Here is a 17633-nt window from a genome sequence, read left to right on the forward strand (position 1 = left end):
AGCCCCGGCTGCGCCTGCGGTAGCGGCAGCACCGCCGGCACCGGCGGATGGAGCCATTTGGCTGGTCTGGTGAGTCGGCGCCGCGCCCGAGCTTTTGCCGCCACCGAAGCGTTTGGCGTTGGCGTCGAGGCTCATCGTCAGGCCGATGCACAACGCCATGGCGATGCTAAGAAAACGTTTCATAAAGGGAATTCCCATTTGTGGATTGCACGCGCGCCATGTTGCACAGGTGTAGTGACAGTGGCTAGCGACATAATGTTTCGGGCTTTTGCGTAAGACCGAATCAGAATGGTCTGTAGGACGTATTACAGATATTGGCCCGCGCTCGTTAAAAACAAGGGCGGGCCAATAACCTTCATGTTGGCAAATGTTTCAGACCGCTTCGAGCTTCGCGTAGCCCATCATCAGCCATTTGCTGCCTTCGGCGAAGTTCACCTGCACCCGTGCCTGGGCTCCGGCGCCTTCGAAGTTGAGGATCACGCCTTCGCCGAAGATCGCATGCCTGACCTGCTGGCCCAGGCTGAATGGGGTTTCCGGAATCTCGGAACCGGCGAACATGTTGCTGGAGTTCTGCTGCTGGCCCCCGCCGAACGGGCGGCTGACGCTGTTGGACAGGCGCACTTCCTGGATCAGTCCCTTCGGCACTTCACGTACGAAGCGCGATACCTTGTTGTAGGTCTCGCTGCCGTACAGGCGTCGGGTCTCGGCGTAGGTCATCACCAGGTTCTGCATTGCGCGGGTGATGCCCACATAGGCCAGGCGGCGTTCCTCTTCAAGACGGCCGGGCTCTTCCAGGCTCATCTTGTGGGGGAACAGGCCTTCTTCCATGCCCACCAGGAACACATACGGAAACTCCAGGCCCTTGGCGCTGTGCAAGGTCATCAACTGGATGCTGTCTTCATGCTCATCGGCCTGAGTATCGCCGGCCTCCAGGGACGCATGGCCGAGGAAGGCGGCGAGCGGAGTCAGCTCTTCGTCTTCCTCGGTGTTTTCGAACGCGCGGGCGGCGCTGACCAGTTCCTCGAGGTTTTCTACCCGGGCCTGGCCTTTCTCGCCTTTTTCCGCTTCGTGATAGGCAATCAGCCCGGATTGCTCGATCACCGTCTGGGTCATCAGGTGCAGGGGCATTTCCGAACACTTGGCCGCGAGGTTCTCGATCAACTCGACAAACACCCCCAGCGCCCCGGCAGCACGGCCGGTCAGGCCTTTATTGGCGATGAGCAGGCGCATGGACTCCCACATCGACACATCGGCATGGCGCGCGTGGTCGCGAATCGCCTCGACGGTTTTCTCGCCGATGCCACGGGCCGGGATATTGATCACCCGCTCCAGCGCTGCATCGTTGCCACGGCCTTCGAGCAAACGCAGGTATGCCATGGCGTTCTTGATTTCCGCACGCTCGAAGAAGCGCTGGCCGCCATAAATGCGGTACGGGATGCGCTCGCGCAGCAAGGCTTCTTCAAGCACCCGCGATTGGGCGTTGGAACGGTACAGAATCGCAATATCGCTACGGGCAAGGCCGGTTTTCAGCGCGCTTTCGATGGTTTCCACCACGTAGCGCGCTTCATCGTGCTCGTTGAACGCGGCATACAGGTTGATCGCCTCGCCTTCGCCGCCGTCGGTCCACAGCTCTTTGCCCAGGCGCCCGGTGTTGTTGGCGATCAAGGCGTTGGCGGCCTTGAGGATGCCGGCGGTGGAGCGGTAGTTCTGCTCCAGGCGGATGGTGACCGCGTCCGGGAAGTCCTCGGAATACTGGTAGATGTTCTCGATTTTCGCGCCACGCCAGCCGTAGATCGACTGGTCGTCGTCGCCCACCACCATCAGGCTGTCGCCGCCCTTGGCCAGCAGACGCAACCAGGCGTACTGCACGGCGTTGGTGTCCTGGAACTCGTCCACCAGAATGTGACGGAAGCGTTTCTGGTAATGGGCCAGCAAACCCGGATTGTCGCGCCACAGGTCGAGGGCGCGCAGCAGCAGCTCGGAGAAGTCGATAACGCCAGCGCGGGCGCAGGCCGCCTCGTAGGCTTCATAAATGCTGCGCATGGTGGCCAGGAACAAATCGCCGCTGGCCTGGATGTGCTGCGGGCGCAGGCCTTCGTCTTTCTGGCCGTTGATAAACCACTGGGCCTGGCGCGCCGGCCAGCGCTGCTCGTCGAGGCCCAGCTCACGGATCACGCGCTTGACCAGGCGTTGCTGGTCATCGCTGTCGAGGATCTGGAAGGTCTGGGCCAGGCCCGCTTCCTGCCAGTGTGCCCGCAACAGGCGGTGCGCCAGGCCGTGGAAGGTGCCCACCCACATACCGGCCGGGCTGATGCCCATCAACTGCTCGATGCGGTGGCGCATCTCGGCAGCGGCCTTGTTGGTGAAAGTCACCGACAGGATCGAATGCGGGGACGCGTTCTCGACCTGGATCAACCAGGCGATACGGTGCACCAGCACTCGGGTTTTACCGGAGCCAGCACCGGCCAGGACCAACTGACGGCCAACGGGGGCCGCTACGGCCTGGCGTTGGGCATCGTTGAGGGAGTTCAGCAAAAGAGAGAGATCATCGCGCATCGGCGCATTCTATGGGCCTAAGGGGGCTCGGGCAAATCCCAATGCCGGGTGGTCGACGCAAAACGTCTCGCGTGGTCCCGGCCGGGCAAACATTCTGGCAGGGCTGATGACCGGTAAGTCATGGGCCACAGCCCGCGCCGTGCCTCGCTCAAGGGGTCTGGCCCCAAGGTTTGCGGCTGTTCACAGGGTGACTTTTATGATCTGGAGCAGTTTGGCCCAAGCGCTTGCTTGTGTATGCTCCGTCGACGTTTCGGGCTCACCATTATAAGAACACTGCCTATGACTCTCAGCACCGACCTGCTCGGCCCCTCGGCGGCGCCCGCGCAGGTTATCCGCAAACATTACGCTACCGAGATGGCGGTCGAGCGCACACGCCTGCTCTATCAGGGCTCGTTGCTGCCCACCTTATTAATGCTGGTCAACGGCCTGGTCTGCGCCTGGCTGCTGTGGAACCCCAGGCAATACCTGCTCGACAGCGTCTGGCTGGTGTGGCTGCTGGCCCTGGTGGCGATGCGTGTGATCCAGGTGGCGGCCTTTGATTCGGCCATGCCCAGCCGTCAGGCCCAACCCATCTGGCGGCGCATGTTCATGCTGGGTTCGGCGGTCAGCGGACTGACCCTGGCCACCGCAGCCATCGCCCTGGTGCCGGTGGACAGCTTCATGCAGCAGGCCTGGGTGTTCGGCCTGATCGGTGCGGCGACGCTGTCGGCCAGCGTTGCCTACGCAGTGAGCTTTCCGGCGTTCCTGTCCTTTGCCTTGCCGTGCCTGGTGCCGGCGATTGTCTATCTGTTCTGGAATGGCGCCCCGCAGCAACAGGGCTGGGGTGTGCTCGGCCTGATCCTGCTGGCGTCCCTGAGCGTGGTGGCGTGGCAGGTCAACCGCCTGATCCAGCGCGGGCTGCTGCGGCGTTTCCAGAACCAGGCATTGATCGAGCATCTGCAGCAGGCGCAGCAGCGCAGCGAGCAGCTGAATCAGGATCTGGTGCGCGAAGTCGAGCAGCGGCGTCAGGTTGAGCAGGAACTACGTGAGGCGCAGATCGGCCTGCAGGACCGCGTGGCACAACGCAGCCAGGAACTGGACGCCGCCAGCCTGGCCCTGAATAAAAGCGAGGCGCGCCTGGCCATGGCCCTGCAAGCCAGTGAGCTGGGCCTGTGGGACTGGAACCTGCAAACCGATGAGGTTCATCACACCCAGCTCAAAGAGCTGTTCGGCCTCGAGCCCGAGTACGTCACGGCCATGCTCGGCCACCTCAAGCCGCGCCTGCACCCCGACGACCTGCCGCTGCTCAAGCGGGCGCTGGTGGAGCACCTTAAAGGGCGCACTGAGGATTACCAGGTGGAATACCGCGTGCGCCATGGCGATGGTCACTGGGTATGGATCGAAGACCGTGGTCGCGCCGTAGAGCGCGCGCCGAGCGGGCGAGTGATTCGAATGCTCGGCACACGCCGCGACGTCAGCGCCGGCAAAGCCCTGGAGGAGCAACAGCGACTGGCCTCGACCGTGTTCGAGGCGGCCAGCGAAGGCATTGTGATCCTTGATCCGGACTACAAATTAATCGCCGTCAATCAGGCTTTCAGCCGTGTCACTGGCTTTGAGATCGATGACATGCTCGGTCGCAACGTCGTCGAGCTGCCCAGCAGTCGTGATGCGCGGCGCCACTTCCCGGTGATCCGCCAAGCGCTGCTCACGCATGGGACCTGGCAGGGCGAATTGGTAGAAACGCGTAAGAATGGCGAACTGTACCCGCAATGGCTGCAACTGAACGTGGTGCGCGATGTTCGCGGAAAAGTCAGTCATATCGTGGGCTTCTTCGCCGATCTATCGGCGCGGCGCGAATCCGAGGAGCGCATGCGCTACCTCACCCACTACGATGAGTTGACCGGCCTGGCCAACCGCTCGCTGTTCCGCGAACGGCTGCGCGAGGCCCATCAGCGTGTACGCCAGGGCGGGCGCAGCCTGGCGTTGCTGCATATCAACCTCGACCGCTTCAAGTTGCTCAATGACAGCCTGGGCCATGAAGTGGCCGACCAGTTGCTGCAAAAAATGGCCCGTCGGTTGATCAATGCCTTGCCCGAGGCTGACACCATCGCGCGTTTGTCCGGCGATGAGTTCGCCGTGCTGTTCGACGCCTACGGCAACCTGTCGAGCCTGGCGCGGGTGGCCACACGGCTGCTGGCCAAACTGCGGGTGCCGGTGACGGTGGAAGGGCATGAGTTGGTGGTGAGTGCGTCGATGGGTATCAGCCTGTTGCCGGATAACGCGCGGGAAATTTCCGCGCTGGTCAGTCAATCGAACATGGCCATGCAGCACGCCAAGCACTTGGGCGGCAATAACTTCCAGTTCTACACCGACAGCCTGCAAGCCAGCACCCTGGAGCGTTTGCAGCTGGAAAACCATCTGCGCAAAGCCATCGATGAGCGCCAGCTCACGGTGTTCTACCAGCCGAAACTGTGCCTGGCCACCGGCAAGCTGAACGCTGCCGAAGCGTTGATCCGCTGGGAACATCCGCAATGGGGCATGGTGCCGCCAGGCGACTTTATCGGCCTGGCCGAAGAAACGGGCCTGATCGTACCGCTGGGCGAATTCGTGCTGCGCGAGGCCTGCTGGCAAGCCTGTGAGTGGCAGCGCCAGGGGCTGGCACCGATCCGCGTGTCGGTGAACCTCTCGGTGCACCAGTTGCGCCAGGGCAAGCTGGTCAGCCTGGTGCGCCAGGTACTGGAAGAAACCGGCCTGGACCCGCAATACCTCGAACTGGAACTGACCGAGAGCCAGTTGCTCGACAGTGTTGAACACATCATCGCGACCTTCCAGCAACTGCGCGACCTGGGCGTGAAGCTGGCCATCGACGACTTTGGCACCGGCTATTCATCCCTCAGTTACCTCAAGCGTATCCCTGTGGATTACGTAAAGATCGACCAGACCTTTATCCGCGGCCTCGGTCAGGGGCGGGAAGACGCCGCCATTACCCGAGCGATCATTGCGATGGCGCACGGACTGGCGCTCAAAGTGGTGGCCGAAGGCGTGGAAGATCAGCAGCAGCTGGATTTCCTGCGTACAGAACGATGCGATGAGGTGCAGGGCTACCTGATCAGTCGGCCGATGGAGGCCGAAGGGCTGGCAGATTTGTTACGCAACAATGCAGATTTTCCCTGAAGACAGTCCGCACGCCCCTATGGCTACAAGGCAGCTGCCCGCTGATTCAAAGGGCATCAGGGCGATTTAGTGATGCATCGGGCGGGCAAAACGGCAATTCTTGTAGTATAACTACAAGCTTGCTACATCCCTGGCCCTGCCAATAACAAGAGTCCTGCCCTTTGAACCTGTTGCAACATATCGCCCAGTCGCGCCACCTGTTACGCAAATCGGAACTCAAGGTTGCCGATCACGTGCTGCTTGACCCTGCGGCCGTGATGCACAGTTCCATGGCCGACCTTGCCCACAGCGTGGGCATCAGCGAGCCGACTATCGTGCGCTTCTGCCGCGCCATCGGTTGCTCCGGGTTCCAGGACTTGAAGCTCAAGCTGGCCCAGAGCCTGGCCGCCGGCGCGAGCTTCGGCCAGTTTGCGATTCACGAAGACGATTCCGTCGCCGACTACAGCCTGAAAATCTTCGACACCACCTTGCACACGCTCATGGAGGTGCGCGAGAAGCTTGACCCGGTAGAGCTGCAAAAGGCCGTGACCGCCATGTCCCAGGCCCAGCGTGTGGAGTTCTATGGTTTCGGCGCGTCCGGTGCGGTGGCGGCAGACGCCCAGCACAAATTTTTCCGCCTGCTGCTGACCGCAGCGGCCTACAGCGACCCGCACATGCAGGCGATGTCGGCGGTGACCTTGAAGCCGACCGACGTGGCGATCTGCATTTCCCAGTCGGGCCGCTCCAAAGACCTGCTGATCACCGCCAACCTGGTGCGTGAAAGCGGTGCGACATTGATTACCTTGTGCCCGAGCCAGACGCCGTTGGCGGAGCTGTCCACGGTCAACCTGGCGATCGATGTGCACGAAGACACCGAGATCTACACCCCGCTGACGTCGCGTATCGCTCACCTGGTGGTGATCGACGTGCTGGCGATGGGCGTTGCCATGGCGCGGGGCCCGAGCCTGGTCAACCACCTCAAGAGCGTCAAGCGCAGCTTGCGCAGCCTGCGGTTGTCGCCCAAGTCCGTCAAAGCCCTCGACGACTGATCCAGGGCCATACACGCTCAAAATGTGGGAGGGGGCTACATCCCGATAGCAGTGGGTCAGTCAAAGAGAAATCGGCTGATGTACCGTAATCGGGAGCAAGCCCCCTCCCACATTTGGATTGTTTATCTATTCGGAAGATTCATCGTCCTGTAACCCCCGCGCCGTTAAACCGTCATCGCTACAACCCATCCTGTACTCCCCGTACTCGCATTGGGAGACTCCAAATGGCCCGGCCCTACGAAGACAGCAACAGCTCCGTCAAGACCCGTCGTCAACAGGAAGACCAGCGCCGCATGGCGTTCCGTCGCGCAATCGAAGACCGCTGCGACCAGCGCCAGCTGCAGCAGAGCATCAGTGACTACCCGGAACTCCACTGGCAGGCACCCGCGGCTGCCCAGCGAAACGTTCAGCCAACGCGCTGATCTGCACCCGTTCGCTGCGGATAAAGCCCAGGAACGCATGGGCCACCGGTGACAGGCGCTTGGCCTTGGCCTGCACCAGGCACCAGCTGCGGTACAGCGGCAGTTCTTCCACCGGCAGCTCCTTGAGCCCGCCGGTGGCCAGTTCCATATTGACCGCATGGCGCGTCAGCAAGGCCACGCCCAGGCCGGCGCATACGCATTCACGTTGCGCCTCGGCCGAGGCCACTTCCACCGTCTGGGTGAAGTGCACGCGTTTCTCCTTGAAATACTCCTCGCAGGCCAGTCGCGTGCCCGAGCCCGGTTCGCGCAGCAACAGCGTGTAGGGTTCCAGGTCCTGCAAACGCAACGGCCCTTGCAGGCTCAAGGGGTGATCAGGTGGCGCCACGGCCACGATCGGATTGTTGAGGAACGGCAGGAATTCCAGGCCCATGTCCTGGGGCACCATGGACATGATCACCAGGTCGTCGCGGTTGTCGGAGAGGCGGCGGATCACCTGGGCGCGGTTGACCACGGTCAGGTGCAGTTGCACCTCGGGATGCTGGCGTTTGAACGCGGCAAACAGGTGCGGCACGAAGTACTTGGCGCTGGATTCAATCGCGAGCTTTAGCTGGCCCTGCAACGAACCCTGCATGTCCGACAGCTGCATATCGAGGTTTTCCAGGCGCCCGAAAATATCCCGGCTGGCCCGTTGCAGGGCTTCGGCAGCCTCGGTCATGTAGAGCTTCTTGCCGACATAATCGAACAGCGGCTGGCCGACCAGCTCTTCGAGCTGGCGAATTTGCAGGCTCACGGCCGGTTGGGTGAGAGACATTTCCTCGGCCGCGCGGCTGTAAGAGCGCAAGTCGCACACTTCATTGAAGATCTGCAATTGACGCAATGTCATACGCATCAGCGACTTACGCATTATTTAAATCCTCTCGTCCCAGGTCGACCGGCCAACTATAAGTCTTTACTTATGAGCGACCCAATAATTATTGATTTTTGTTAATCCCTCCACGGGCTTAGTGTGTGGCTGCGACTGGCTTGAAACATTTAGTCACGCGCCGACCCGGCTCCAGCGGGTCGAAGAACGCAGCAATCGGCTCAAGGGAATTTCCAAGTGATAAAAAAGATCCTGATCGCCAACCGTGGTGAAATTGCCGTACGAATCGTGCGTGCCTGCGCCGAGATGGGCATTCGCTCGGTCGCGGTTTACTCGGACGCCGACCGCCATGCGTTGCACGTCAAGCGTGCCGACGAAGCCCACAGCATTGGTGCCGAGCCGCTGGCCGGCTACCTGAACCCGCGCAAGCTGGTGAACCTGGCGGTGGAAACCGGTTGCGATGCGCTGCACCCCGGCTACGGCTTCCTGTCGGAAAACGCCGAGTTGGCAGACATCTGCGCCGAACGGGGAATCAAATTCATCGGCCCTTCGGCTGAAGTGATTCGCCGCATGGGCGACAAGACCGAAGCCCGCCGCAGCATGATCAAGGCCGGTGTGCCGGTCACGCCCGGCACCGAAGGCAACGTCGCCGACATCACCGAGGCCCTCACCGAAGGCGACCGCATTGGTTACCCGGTGATGCTCAAGGCCACCTCCGGTGGTGGCGGTCGCGGTATCCGCCGTTGCAACAGCCGTGAAGAACTCGAACAAGCCTTCCCCCGCGTGATCTCCGAAGCTACCAAGGCGTTCGGTTCGGCGGAAGTGTTCCTGGAAAAATGCATCGTCAATCCCAAGCACATCGAGGCGCAGATCCTCGGTGACAGCTTCGGCAACGTGGTGCATCTGTTCGAGCGCGACTGTTCGATCCAGCGCCGTAACCAGAAGCTCATCGAAATCGCCCCGAGCCCGCAGCTCACCCCGGAACAGCGCGCCTACATCGGCGACCTGTCGGTGCGCGCGGCCAAGGCCGTGGGCTACGAGAACGCCGGCACCGTGGAGTTCCTGCTCGCCGAGGGCGAGGTGTACTTCATGGAGATGAACACCCGGGTGCAGGTGGAGCACACCATCACCGAAGAAATCACCGGGATCGACATTGTCCGCGAGCAGATCCGAATCGCCTCGGGCCTGCCGTTGTCGGTCAAACAGGAAGACATCCAGCACCGTGGCTTTGCGTTGCAGTTCCGCATCAACGCCGAAGACCCGAAGAACAACTTCCTCCCAAGCTTCGGCAAGATCACCCGTTACTACGCGCCCGGCGGCCCCGGCGTGCGTACCGACACGGCGATCTACACCGGCTACACCATCCCGCCGTTCTACGACTCCATGTGCCTGAAGCTGGTGGTCTGGGCATTGACCTGGGAAGAAGCCATGGACCGCGGCCTGCGTGCCCTGGACGACATGCGCCTGCAAGGCGTGAAGACCACGGCCGCCTACTACCAGGAAATCCTGCGTAACCCGGAATTCCGCAGCGGCCAGTTCAACACCAGTTTTGTGGAAAGCCACCCTGAGCTGACCAACTACTCGATCAAGCGCAAACCCGAAGAGCTGGCCCTGGCCATCGCCGCCGCCATCGCCGCCCACGCAGGCCTGTGAGGAACATTCCAATGACTAAAAAAATCTTCGTAACCGACACCATCCTGCGCGACGCCCACCAATCGTTGCTGGCGACCCGCATGCGCACCGACGACATGCTGCCGATCTGCGACAAGCTCGATAAAGTCGGCTACTGGTCCCTGGAAGTCTGGGGCGGCGCGACCTTCGACGCCTGCGTACGCTTCCTCAAGGAAGACCCGTGGGAGCGCCTGCGCAAACTGCGTGCCGCGTTGCCTAACACGCGCCTGCAAATGCTCCTGCGCGGCCAGAACCTGCTGGGCTACCGCCATTACAGCGACGACGTGGTCAAGGCCTTCGTGGCCAAGGCTGCCGTCAACGGTATCGACGTATTCCGCATCTTCGACGCCATGAACGACGTGCGTAACCTGCGTGTGGCCATCGAAGCGGTCAAAGCCGCCGGCAAGCATGCCCAGGGCACCATCGCCTACACCACCAGCCCGGTGCACACCGTCGAGGCCTTCGTGGCCCAGGCCAAGCAGCTGGAATCCATGGGGTGCGACTCGATCGCGATCAAGGACATGGCCGGCCTGCTGACGCCGTACGCCACCGGTGAACTGGTCAAGGCGCTGAAAGCCGAGCAGAGCCTGCCGATCTTTATCCACTCCCACGACACCGCCGGTTTGGCCGCGATGTGCCAACTCAAGGCGATCGAAAACGGTGCCGATCATATCGACACCGCGATCTCCAGCTTCGCCTGGGGCACCAGCCACCCGGGCACCGAGTCTATGGTCGCCGCCCTTAAAGGCAGCGAATTCGATACCGGTCTCGACCTGGAGCTGCTGCAAGAGATCGGCCTGTACTTCTATGCCGTGCGCAAGAAGTACCACCAGTTCGAAAGCGAATTCACCGCCGTCGACACCCGTGTGCAAGTCAACCAGGTGCCGGGCGGGATGATTTCCAACCTGGCCAACCAGTTGAAAGAGCAGGGCGCTCTGAACCGCATGAGCGAAGTGCTGGCTGAAATTCCACGGGTGCGTGAAGACCTCGGCTTCCCGCCGCTGGTGACCCCGACTTCGCAGATCGTCGGCACCCAGGCGTTCTTCAACGTGCTGGCCGGTGAGCGCTACAAGACCATCACCAACGAAGTGAAGCTTTACCTGCAAGGCGGCTACGGCAAGGCGCCGGGCACGGTGAACGAGAAGTTGCGTCGCCAGGCCATCGGCAGCGAAGAAGTGATCGACGTGCGCCCGGCCGACCTGCTCAAGCCGGAGATGACCAAGCTGCGCGGCGAAATCGGCGCACTGGCCAAGTCCGAAGAAGACGTGCTGACCTACGCCATGTTCCCGGACATCGGGCGCAAGTTCCTCGAGGAACGCGACGCCGGCACCCTGACGCCTGAGGTGCTGCTGCCTATCCCTGAAGCCGGCGGCGTGGCCCGTGCCGGTGGTGAAGGCGTGCCGACCGAGTTCGTCATCGACGTGCACGGCGAAAGCTACCGTGTGGACATCACCGGTGTCGGTGTGAAAGCCGAAGGCAAGCGCCATTTCTACCTGTCCATCGATGGCATGCCGGAAGAAGTGGTGTTCGAACCGCTCAACGAATTCGTCGGCGGTGGCGGCAGCAAGCGCAAGCAGGCCAGCGAGCCGGGGCATGTCAGCACGGCGATGCCAGGCAATATCGTCGATGTGCTGGTCAAGGAAGGCGATGTGGTCAAGGCCGGCCAGGCCGTGCTGATCACCGAAGCGATGAAGATGGAAACCGAAGTGCAGGCTGCGATTGCCGGCAAGGTGTCCGCCGTTCACGTGGCCAAGGGCGACCGGGTGAACCCTGGCGAAATCCTGATTGAAATCGAAGGCTGATCCAGCCTTCGACACTACCGTTTAATCCTCGGGGGGGCAGGTGCCCCCCTTTTTTTTGCCAATTTTTTAATGGTCAGCGGAGGGTGCGGCGCTCTGCTTGCGCTTGAAGCCGACAAAAATACCCTCAGGTTTGTAGAGCAGTTCAGGTTCCAGGGTGGTCAGGTTGCTGGTAACGGCGCTGAATGTTCCCTTGATGGATGCCGCATCCGCGATACGTAGCTGGCGCGTGAGCAGTGCTTCACTTTCCGGCTGTACATCAAGTTTCAGGGTGGCGTTATCCAGCGTTAACGTATTGCCGACTTTCAGCGTGGAGTGGGCTTGGTCTGCGCCCACTTTGAACGCCATGGTCGATCCTGGTTTGAGGTGCAGATCCTTCCAGATCCGGGTCCGTGGTGTATTTTCAGGATCGAGCAGCAGAGTACCCGCGACATTAAGGGAGTCGACGGTGCCGCCGGAGTAGCTGCCGCCCGCATCAATATCCAGGGTCCCCTTGATAACGCTGCGGTTGGTCAAGGCAGCATCGCCGTACACCTTGCCGTGCCGATTGTCGTGCAGTGCACCGGTCAGTTCCCAGGCGCCCTTGCCGACCCACAGGTGTTGCATTCGGGTCGCACCTTCGAACGTGCCGCCTTTGGTGTCATCGAGAACCACCTGGTTGGTACCGCTGCCGCCATCGACTTCGCCTTTGAAGCGGCTGCCATTTTTGACAACCAACAGGTCGTCACCGCCGCCCATGTCCAGAGCGACTCCATTGCCACCTGCAATCAGGCCATGGTTGATCACCTCATCGGCCTTTTCTCCCTTCAGGGCCATACCCGTGCCGGATTGGGCCGTGATGCTTCCTCGATTCTCCAGCCAGACAGAGGTGAGCCCGGAGCTGCTCAGGCCATGACCCGGTGAGTTGATGTGCACGCCCGGGCTGTTGACGATGTCGACGGCTTTGATGATGTGTGACTTATCAAGGTTGGACGGGGTTTGGGTGAGGCGCGCGATCTCGTCGATATTCATCCCGTCGCGGCGCGGGGAGTTAGGCGTGGTGATGACTTTGACAATATTGGTGCCGAGCTGGCCATTTGAGGCCTGGCGGGCGGGGTGCCCGAACGAGCGCGGAGTGGTTGGAGGCGCGGTGTGTGGCTCGGGTGCTGCGGCGGGCGGAGTGGCAGCCTCGGCCAAGGCGTTGGCGCTTTGTGCGAAGAGTGCACCAAGGGGAGGGAAAAACGAGAGTGTCGATATCATGATTTCCGGCCTCGTTTGTATAGGAGACCGGAGTGTAGCGAGCAAAAAGTGGTGCTTAATGTCAGCCTTCAAGACCTGTGTGAGTGTGAAGGTTCTTCAGTTTCTGTCTTAAAACGCGCTTTGCCATTGGCCCATTAGTCCATGGTTGCGGCTGTTGTCGCCCACTTCGGCGGTGTACGCGATGCTCAGGGTCTGGTGCTCCGAAAGACGCATGTCCAGCCCCGTGCGCAAGGCCAGATTATCTCGGTCCAGCGAGGTACCGCCGATGCTGAACGCGCTGTTGAAGTCCTCGCGGGTTTCCCTGGCAAAGGATTGGCGTACGCGGCTGTTGGTGTCGCCATACAAGTGTTTCCAATGGGCGCTCAGGTGCGGCTTGAGGGTGATCCGGTCGGCCACTGCGATGTCGCGGCTCAAGCGCAGGCCGAAGGTGCTGCTGAGGTTTTGCTGGGTTTGGGTGCCCACGTTCAACGCGCTATGGCCACCTTTCTCGGAGAAGCGGTCACGGTGATACCGCTGGAAGCCGATTCCGGCAAACGGTTCGGCATGCAAGCCGTCGGTGACGAACCGATGGCCCAGTTCGGCGAATGCGTTCTGGCTCTGGGCCTTGTACTTGCCCGTGAGGCGTTCGCGGTAATCGATGAAGTCGAAGTCCACACTGCGCGTGTTCTGCCCGGAATGGCTGCTGTACAGCGCGCCCAGGCGTAAAGCCCATGGACCGTCCTGGCGCACCGCATAGGCGCCCAGGTGCCAGCTGTCCACTTCACCGTTGAAATGCCGGGCGCTCAGGTCGCTGCCAGACTTGCCGCCCACCACACCGACCCGCCAGGCGTCATCGATTGCTCCATCTGCACCCAGCAACAGGCCCTGGCTGCTTTGTTTCAAGCCGGCGCTGCCGTGTTGGGCATCGAGGGCACCGCTGCTGGCCAGGCCTTGGAGCCAGACACGGCCGTCCTCACCGGTGTGGTTATCCAATTGGCGTATGGCTGTCAGCAGGCTGGCGTGCAAGCGTTTCATGCTGTTTTGAGTGGCCGTGCCCAGGTTGGCGTTCTGGCTGCCGGCCAATTGCTCCAGCAGCGTACCCAAGCGACCTGGCTCCAGGCTGCTCAAGTACAGCCCGTAGTTTTCAAGCTGGTACTTTTCCCAGTCACTCAACTCCTCCGATGCCAGCGCGGCATCCACTGCGGAGTCCAGCACGCGGGCAACGCTCAGGCCGTTACGACTGTTGGCTCGGTCGATGAAATAGAAATCTTCGGGGGTGGGAGTGGCCGGGTCGAAATGAGTTTTCTGGTGATGTTTCGCAATCTGTTCGAACCACTCGCTGTCGGGTTCCATGTCGTCACGGGCCTGTGCGTACTGAGCACAGGTGGCCCCCAGCGCGAGCGTGATGGCGAGTACGAGTTGTTTCTGAATGAGTGGCATGTAAACCCACCTCCTGATGTATGAGGCGGGGAATTTAGCGGGGCACCCGGGGGATAACTGTCAGGCCAAGCACCGCGTGTTTGCGGGAGATGTCTCTAGTCCGATGCGATAAAAGTTCAGCTCGATTGGTGCAGTAAGCCTGAGGGCGATAGTGACTTCAATGACCTCACTCTCGCCTCGCATATCCCTTGCCATAGTGCCGCTCCATGCGTGCCTGGATCAGTTCCAGGCCGAGGGACATCACCCAGTAAATGATCGCAGCGGTGGTGAGCATCTCGATATAACGGTAGCTGGAGCGCCCGTAGGATTGCGCCAGGAACATCACTTCCCACACGCCCATCACCGAGATCAGCGACGAGTCCTTGAGCATGGAGATGAACTGGTTGGTCGCCGGCGGGACGATGGTGCGCATGGCCTGGGGCAGGGTGACGTGCCAGAAGATCGCACTGTCGCGCATGCCCAGGGCCAATGCGGCTTCCCGTTGCCCCTGAGGGACGCCCAGGATGCCGGCGCGGAAGATCTCGCTCAGGTACGCGCCGTAGTTCAGCGACAGCGCGATGATCCCCGCGACGATGGCGCCCGGCACCAGGCCCAGCTGCGGCAGGCCCAGATAGATCAGCAGGATCTGGATCAGCAACGGCGTGCCACGGAAAAACGACGCGTAGAAGCTGGCGATACCAAAGGCCACGGCACTTTTGGACAAGCGCCCGAGCGCGGTGACGAAGCCTAGCACCGACGAGGCGGCAATCGAACACAGGCACAGGAACAGCGTCAGCGCTGCGCCTTGCAGGAAGCCATTGGGTGCCAGGTGCAGGCCGACCAGGTTGGGCAGCTTGTCGAGAATGATCGAGAACTTCAGGTCAAAGCTCAGGAAGAAACTGGCAAACAGGGCGAACAGCGCCGCCCAGGTCAGGTAAAGCCGCGTGCGAAAGCCCAGCAGGGCGCGCGCAGGTTTTGGGGGAACACTCATTGGCTGATATCGGCACCGATCCATTTTTGCGACAGTTTGCTCAGGGTGCCGTCCTGTTTCAACTGGGCAAACACCTCACGCACCTTGGCGTCCCACTGGGCGTCGCCTTTTTCGATGGCCACCGAGTTGGGTTCGGCATACAGCGCTGCGCCGGCGAGTTTGAAGCGTTTGTCCTGGTCCAGGCGCGGTTGGGCCGTGACCAGGTTGGTCAGGATCGCATCCAGGCGCACTCCTACGCCCAGGCCGAGGTCCTGGAAGGCGACGTTATCGGTGTCGTACGGGGCGATCTGCACGTTCTCGAACGGGTACTGCAACTGGGTGTCCTCGGCGCCTTCGATCACCAGGTTCTTGTTCAGGTAGCTCTCGTAGCTGGAGGCGCTGGTGAGGCCGACTTTCTTGCCGCTCAGGTCCTTGGCGCCGTGGATGCTGTCATCCTTGGCATTGACCACGATCACGGCAGGGGAGGCGTAATACTCCACCGGGAAGTCGAAGACTTCGGCGCGGGCCTTGCTCGGGGTCATCGAGCAGATGCAGATGTCATAGCGCCCGCTCCAGCGGCCGGCGGCGATCACGTCCCACGACGGCGTTTCCAGGCGTAGTTTCACACCGAGCTTTTGCGCGACAGCCTTGGCCACATCGACATCGAAGCCGTCGAGCTGGTTTTGCTCGTTGAGGAACGAGAACGGCGGGTAGCTTTCCATCAGCACGCCCACCAGTTCTTTTTTCTTCTCAACCCGGTCCAGGGTCGCGCCGCCAAAGGCTTGGGTGGAGGCAGCAAGCATCGTCAGGCCCAAGGCCAATAGCGGTTTAAGTTTCAAGGAGGCACCTGAATAAAAAAGAGGTTGTTATGAACCGAACGGAACGTATTAAATAGTTATAAGAACGACTCTCATAGTGAGTTATTTTCATAAGCTTATGAGTAAAAAGCATATGGGCGCAGTAAGCACAGTAATTCTGGACGGCGGCATGGGCCGTGAACTGCAACGCCGCGGTGCGCCCTTCAGGCAGCCGGAGTGGTCGGCGCTGGCATTGAGCGAAGCACCGCAGGCGGTGGAGGCGGTGCATGCGGCCTATATCGACAGTGGCGCCAACGTGATTACCAGCAACAGCTATGCGGTGGTGCCGTTCCATATCGGCGAGGCGCGCTTTGCTGCCGAAGGCCAGGCCCTGGCGGCGCTGGCGGGTGAATTGGCCAGACGGGCGGTGCAGGCTTCGGGCAAGGCCGTGCGCGTGGCCGGCTCGTTGCCGCCGCTGTTTGGTTCGTATCGGCCTGATCTGTTCGAGCCGCAGCGCGTATCTGAGCTGTTGACGCCACTGGTGCAGGGCCTGGCACCCCATGTCGATCTGTGGCTGGCGGAGACCCAGAGCTCAATCGTCGAAGCGCGGGCGATTCATGCGGGCCTGCCGAAGGATGGCAAGCCGTTCTGGCTGTCGTTTACCTTGAAAGACGAAGACACCGACGAAGTACCGCGCCTGCGTTCCGGCGAACCGGTGGCGGACGCGGCCGAAGCGGCGGCGCAGTTGGGTGTGCAAGTGTTACTGTTCAATTGCAGCCAGCCGGAAGTAATCGGCGCGGCGATCGATGCCGCACGCCAAACCTTCGAACGGTTGGGCGTGGCGATTCAGATCGGTGCCTACGCCAACGCCTTCCCGCCACAGCCCAAGGAAGCCACGGCCAACGACGGCCTGGACCCCTTGCGCGAGGATCTCGACCCACCGGGCTACCTGCAGTGGGCGGCGGACTGGAAAAAGCGCGGTGCCAGCCACTTGGGCGGGTGCTGCGGGATCGGGCCGGAGCACATTGCGGTGCTGGCCCAGAAGCTGGGGTAAGCCTTAAAGCGCCTGGCGGCGACACTCCGCCAGGCCCTTCAACTGCCCGGAACCTGCCTGGTTCGCCTCCGACAACCACGCCTCAAACCCCGCACCCACCGTCGGCCATTCCGAATCCAGGATCGAATACCACGCCGTATCGCGGTTCTGCCCCTTCACCACCATATGCTGGCGGAACACCCCTTCAAAACTGAACCCCAACCGCTCAGCCGCATACTTGGAGCGGGCATTGCCGTTGTTGCACTTCCACTCCAGGCGGCGGTAGCCCTGTTCGAACGCGTATTTGGCCAAGAGATACACCGCCTCGGTGCTTTTGGGTGAGCGCTGCATCGGCGCGCCGAAGGTGACATGGCCGATTTCGATACGGCCCTGGGCCGGGACGATGGACATCAGGCTGAGGATGCCCTGCACCTGGCCGGACGCACGGTCGACCACGCTGAAGAAATACGGGTCGCTGTTCGCCGCATGGTTGTTCAACCACGCATCAAACGCGGCGCGCTCGGCAAACGGGCCGTAAGGCAGGTAATCCCACAACTTGGGGTCGGCACCGGGGCCTTCGAGGGCTTGCCACAATTGAGCGGCGTGGCGGGCCGGGTCGAGTTTTTCCAGGCGGATAAAGCGCCCTTCAAGCAGTTGCGCGGTGGGCGCCGGGGCGCCTTTCCAGTCGGCGAGAGAAGTGGACAT

The 17633-nt window shown here is 61.5% G+C and carries 13 protein-coding genes and 1 pseudogene; 6 read left to right on the forward strand and 8 right to left on the reverse strand.

From position 1 onward, the window contains the following. Both BFP99_RS00955 and uvrD read right to left on the reverse strand, forming a co-directional pair. Positions 1-183: pseudogene (locus BFP99_RS00955) on the reverse strand (hypothetical protein); the annotation flags it as partial. A gap of 189 nt (positions 184-372) precedes the next feature. Further along, positions 373-2556 carry a DNA helicase II gene (gene uvrD, locus BFP99_RS00960; RefSeq protein ID WP_065926768.1) on the reverse strand — a complete coding sequence of 728 codons (2184 nt, stop codon included), beginning with the start codon at positions 2554-2556 and terminating at the stop codon, positions 373-375. 279 nt (positions 2557-2835) lie between these two features. Here uvrD and BFP99_RS00965 point away from each other — a divergent pair, with 279 nt between their 5' ends. From BFP99_RS00965 to BFP99_RS33480, 3 genes are all read left to right on the forward strand, one after another. After that, positions 2836-5709: an EAL domain-containing protein gene (locus tag BFP99_RS00965; protein ID WP_065946480.1), complete on the forward strand. Its 2874-nt coding sequence runs from the start codon at positions 2836-2838 to the stop codon at positions 5707-5709. 161 nt (positions 5710-5870) lie between these two features. Beyond that, positions 5871-6737, forward strand: coding sequence for a transcriptional regulator HexR (hexR, locus tag BFP99_RS00970; RefSeq protein WP_010168370.1), 867 nt, complete (start codon positions 5871-5873; stop codon positions 6735-6737). 224 nt (positions 6738-6961) lie between these two features. Further along, positions 6962-7159: a PA3496 family putative envelope integrity protein gene (locus BFP99_RS33480; RefSeq protein ID WP_074848013.1), complete on the forward strand. Its 198-nt coding sequence runs from the start codon at positions 6962-6964 to the stop codon at positions 7157-7159. Here the strand turns inward: BFP99_RS33480 and BFP99_RS00975 are convergent. Next, complete coding sequence (locus BFP99_RS00975) at positions 7089-8063, reverse strand: LysR family transcriptional regulator (protein ID WP_027608220.1); 975 nt, start codon at positions 8061-8063, stop codon at positions 7089-7091. The genes BFP99_RS33480 and BFP99_RS00975 overlap by 71 nt on opposite strands. 195 nt (positions 8064-8258) lie before the next feature. On the opposite strand from BFP99_RS00975, the gene BFP99_RS00980 reads away from it, so the two are divergent. Both BFP99_RS00980 and oadA read left to right on the forward strand, forming a co-directional pair. Beyond that, the gene (locus BFP99_RS00980) at positions 8259-9674 is read left to right on the forward strand and encodes an acetyl-CoA carboxylase biotin carboxylase subunit (protein ID WP_027608221.1); all 1416 of its coding nucleotides are present in this window, start codon (positions 8259-8261) and stop codon (positions 9672-9674) included. Positions 9675-9685: 11 nt separating this feature from the next. After that, the gene (gene oadA, locus BFP99_RS00985) at positions 9686-11494 is read left to right on the forward strand and encodes a sodium-extruding oxaloacetate decarboxylase subunit alpha (protein ID WP_065926766.1); all 1809 of its coding nucleotides are present in this window, start codon (positions 9686-9688) and stop codon (positions 11492-11494) included. A 66-nt stretch (positions 11495-11560) separates the two neighbouring features. On the opposite strand, the gene BFP99_RS00990 is transcribed toward oadA, so the two are convergent. The 4 genes from BFP99_RS00990 to BFP99_RS01005 all read right to left on the reverse strand — a co-directional run bounded on the left by BFP99_RS00990 (position 11561) and on the right by BFP99_RS01005 (position 15937). Then, entirely contained in the window at positions 11561-12730 is a 1170-nt protein-coding gene (locus BFP99_RS00990; RefSeq protein ID WP_065946481.1) for a hypothetical protein, read from the reverse strand. A gap of 108 nt (positions 12731-12838) precedes the next feature. Then, on the reverse strand, positions 12839-14149 hold the full coding sequence (locus BFP99_RS00995; RefSeq protein WP_065926764.1) for an autotransporter outer membrane beta-barrel domain-containing protein: 1311 nt from the start codon (positions 14147-14149) through the stop codon (positions 12839-12841). Between the two features lie 166 nt (positions 14150-14315). Further along, the gene (locus BFP99_RS01000) at positions 14316-15086 is read right to left on the reverse strand and encodes an amino acid ABC transporter permease (RefSeq protein ID WP_074848264.1); all 771 of its coding nucleotides are present in this window, start codon (positions 15084-15086) and stop codon (positions 14316-14318) included. Between the two features lie 29 nt (positions 15087-15115). Further along, positions 15116-15937, reverse strand: a complete 822-nt coding sequence (locus BFP99_RS01005) for an ABC transporter substrate-binding protein (RefSeq protein WP_065946482.1) — start codon at positions 15935-15937, stop codon at positions 15116-15118. A 112-nt stretch (positions 15938-16049) separates the two neighbouring features. Here BFP99_RS01005 and BFP99_RS01010 point away from each other — a divergent pair, with 112 nt between their 5' ends. After that, complete coding sequence (locus BFP99_RS01010) at positions 16050-16949, forward strand: homocysteine S-methyltransferase family protein (protein WP_027608227.1); 900 nt, start codon at positions 16050-16052, stop codon at positions 16947-16949. Between the two features lie 3 nt (positions 16950-16952). On the opposite strand, the gene BFP99_RS01015 is transcribed toward BFP99_RS01010, so the two are convergent. Further along, entirely contained in the window at positions 16953-17633 is a 681-nt protein-coding gene (locus BFP99_RS01015) for a GNAT family N-acetyltransferase (protein ID WP_065926761.1), read from the reverse strand.

The organism is Pseudomonas sp. 1 R 17 (assembly GCF_900067035.1).
GTDB classification, from domain to species: Bacteria; Pseudomonadota; Gammaproteobacteria; order Pseudomonadales; family Pseudomonadaceae; genus Aquipseudomonas; species Aquipseudomonas marginalis.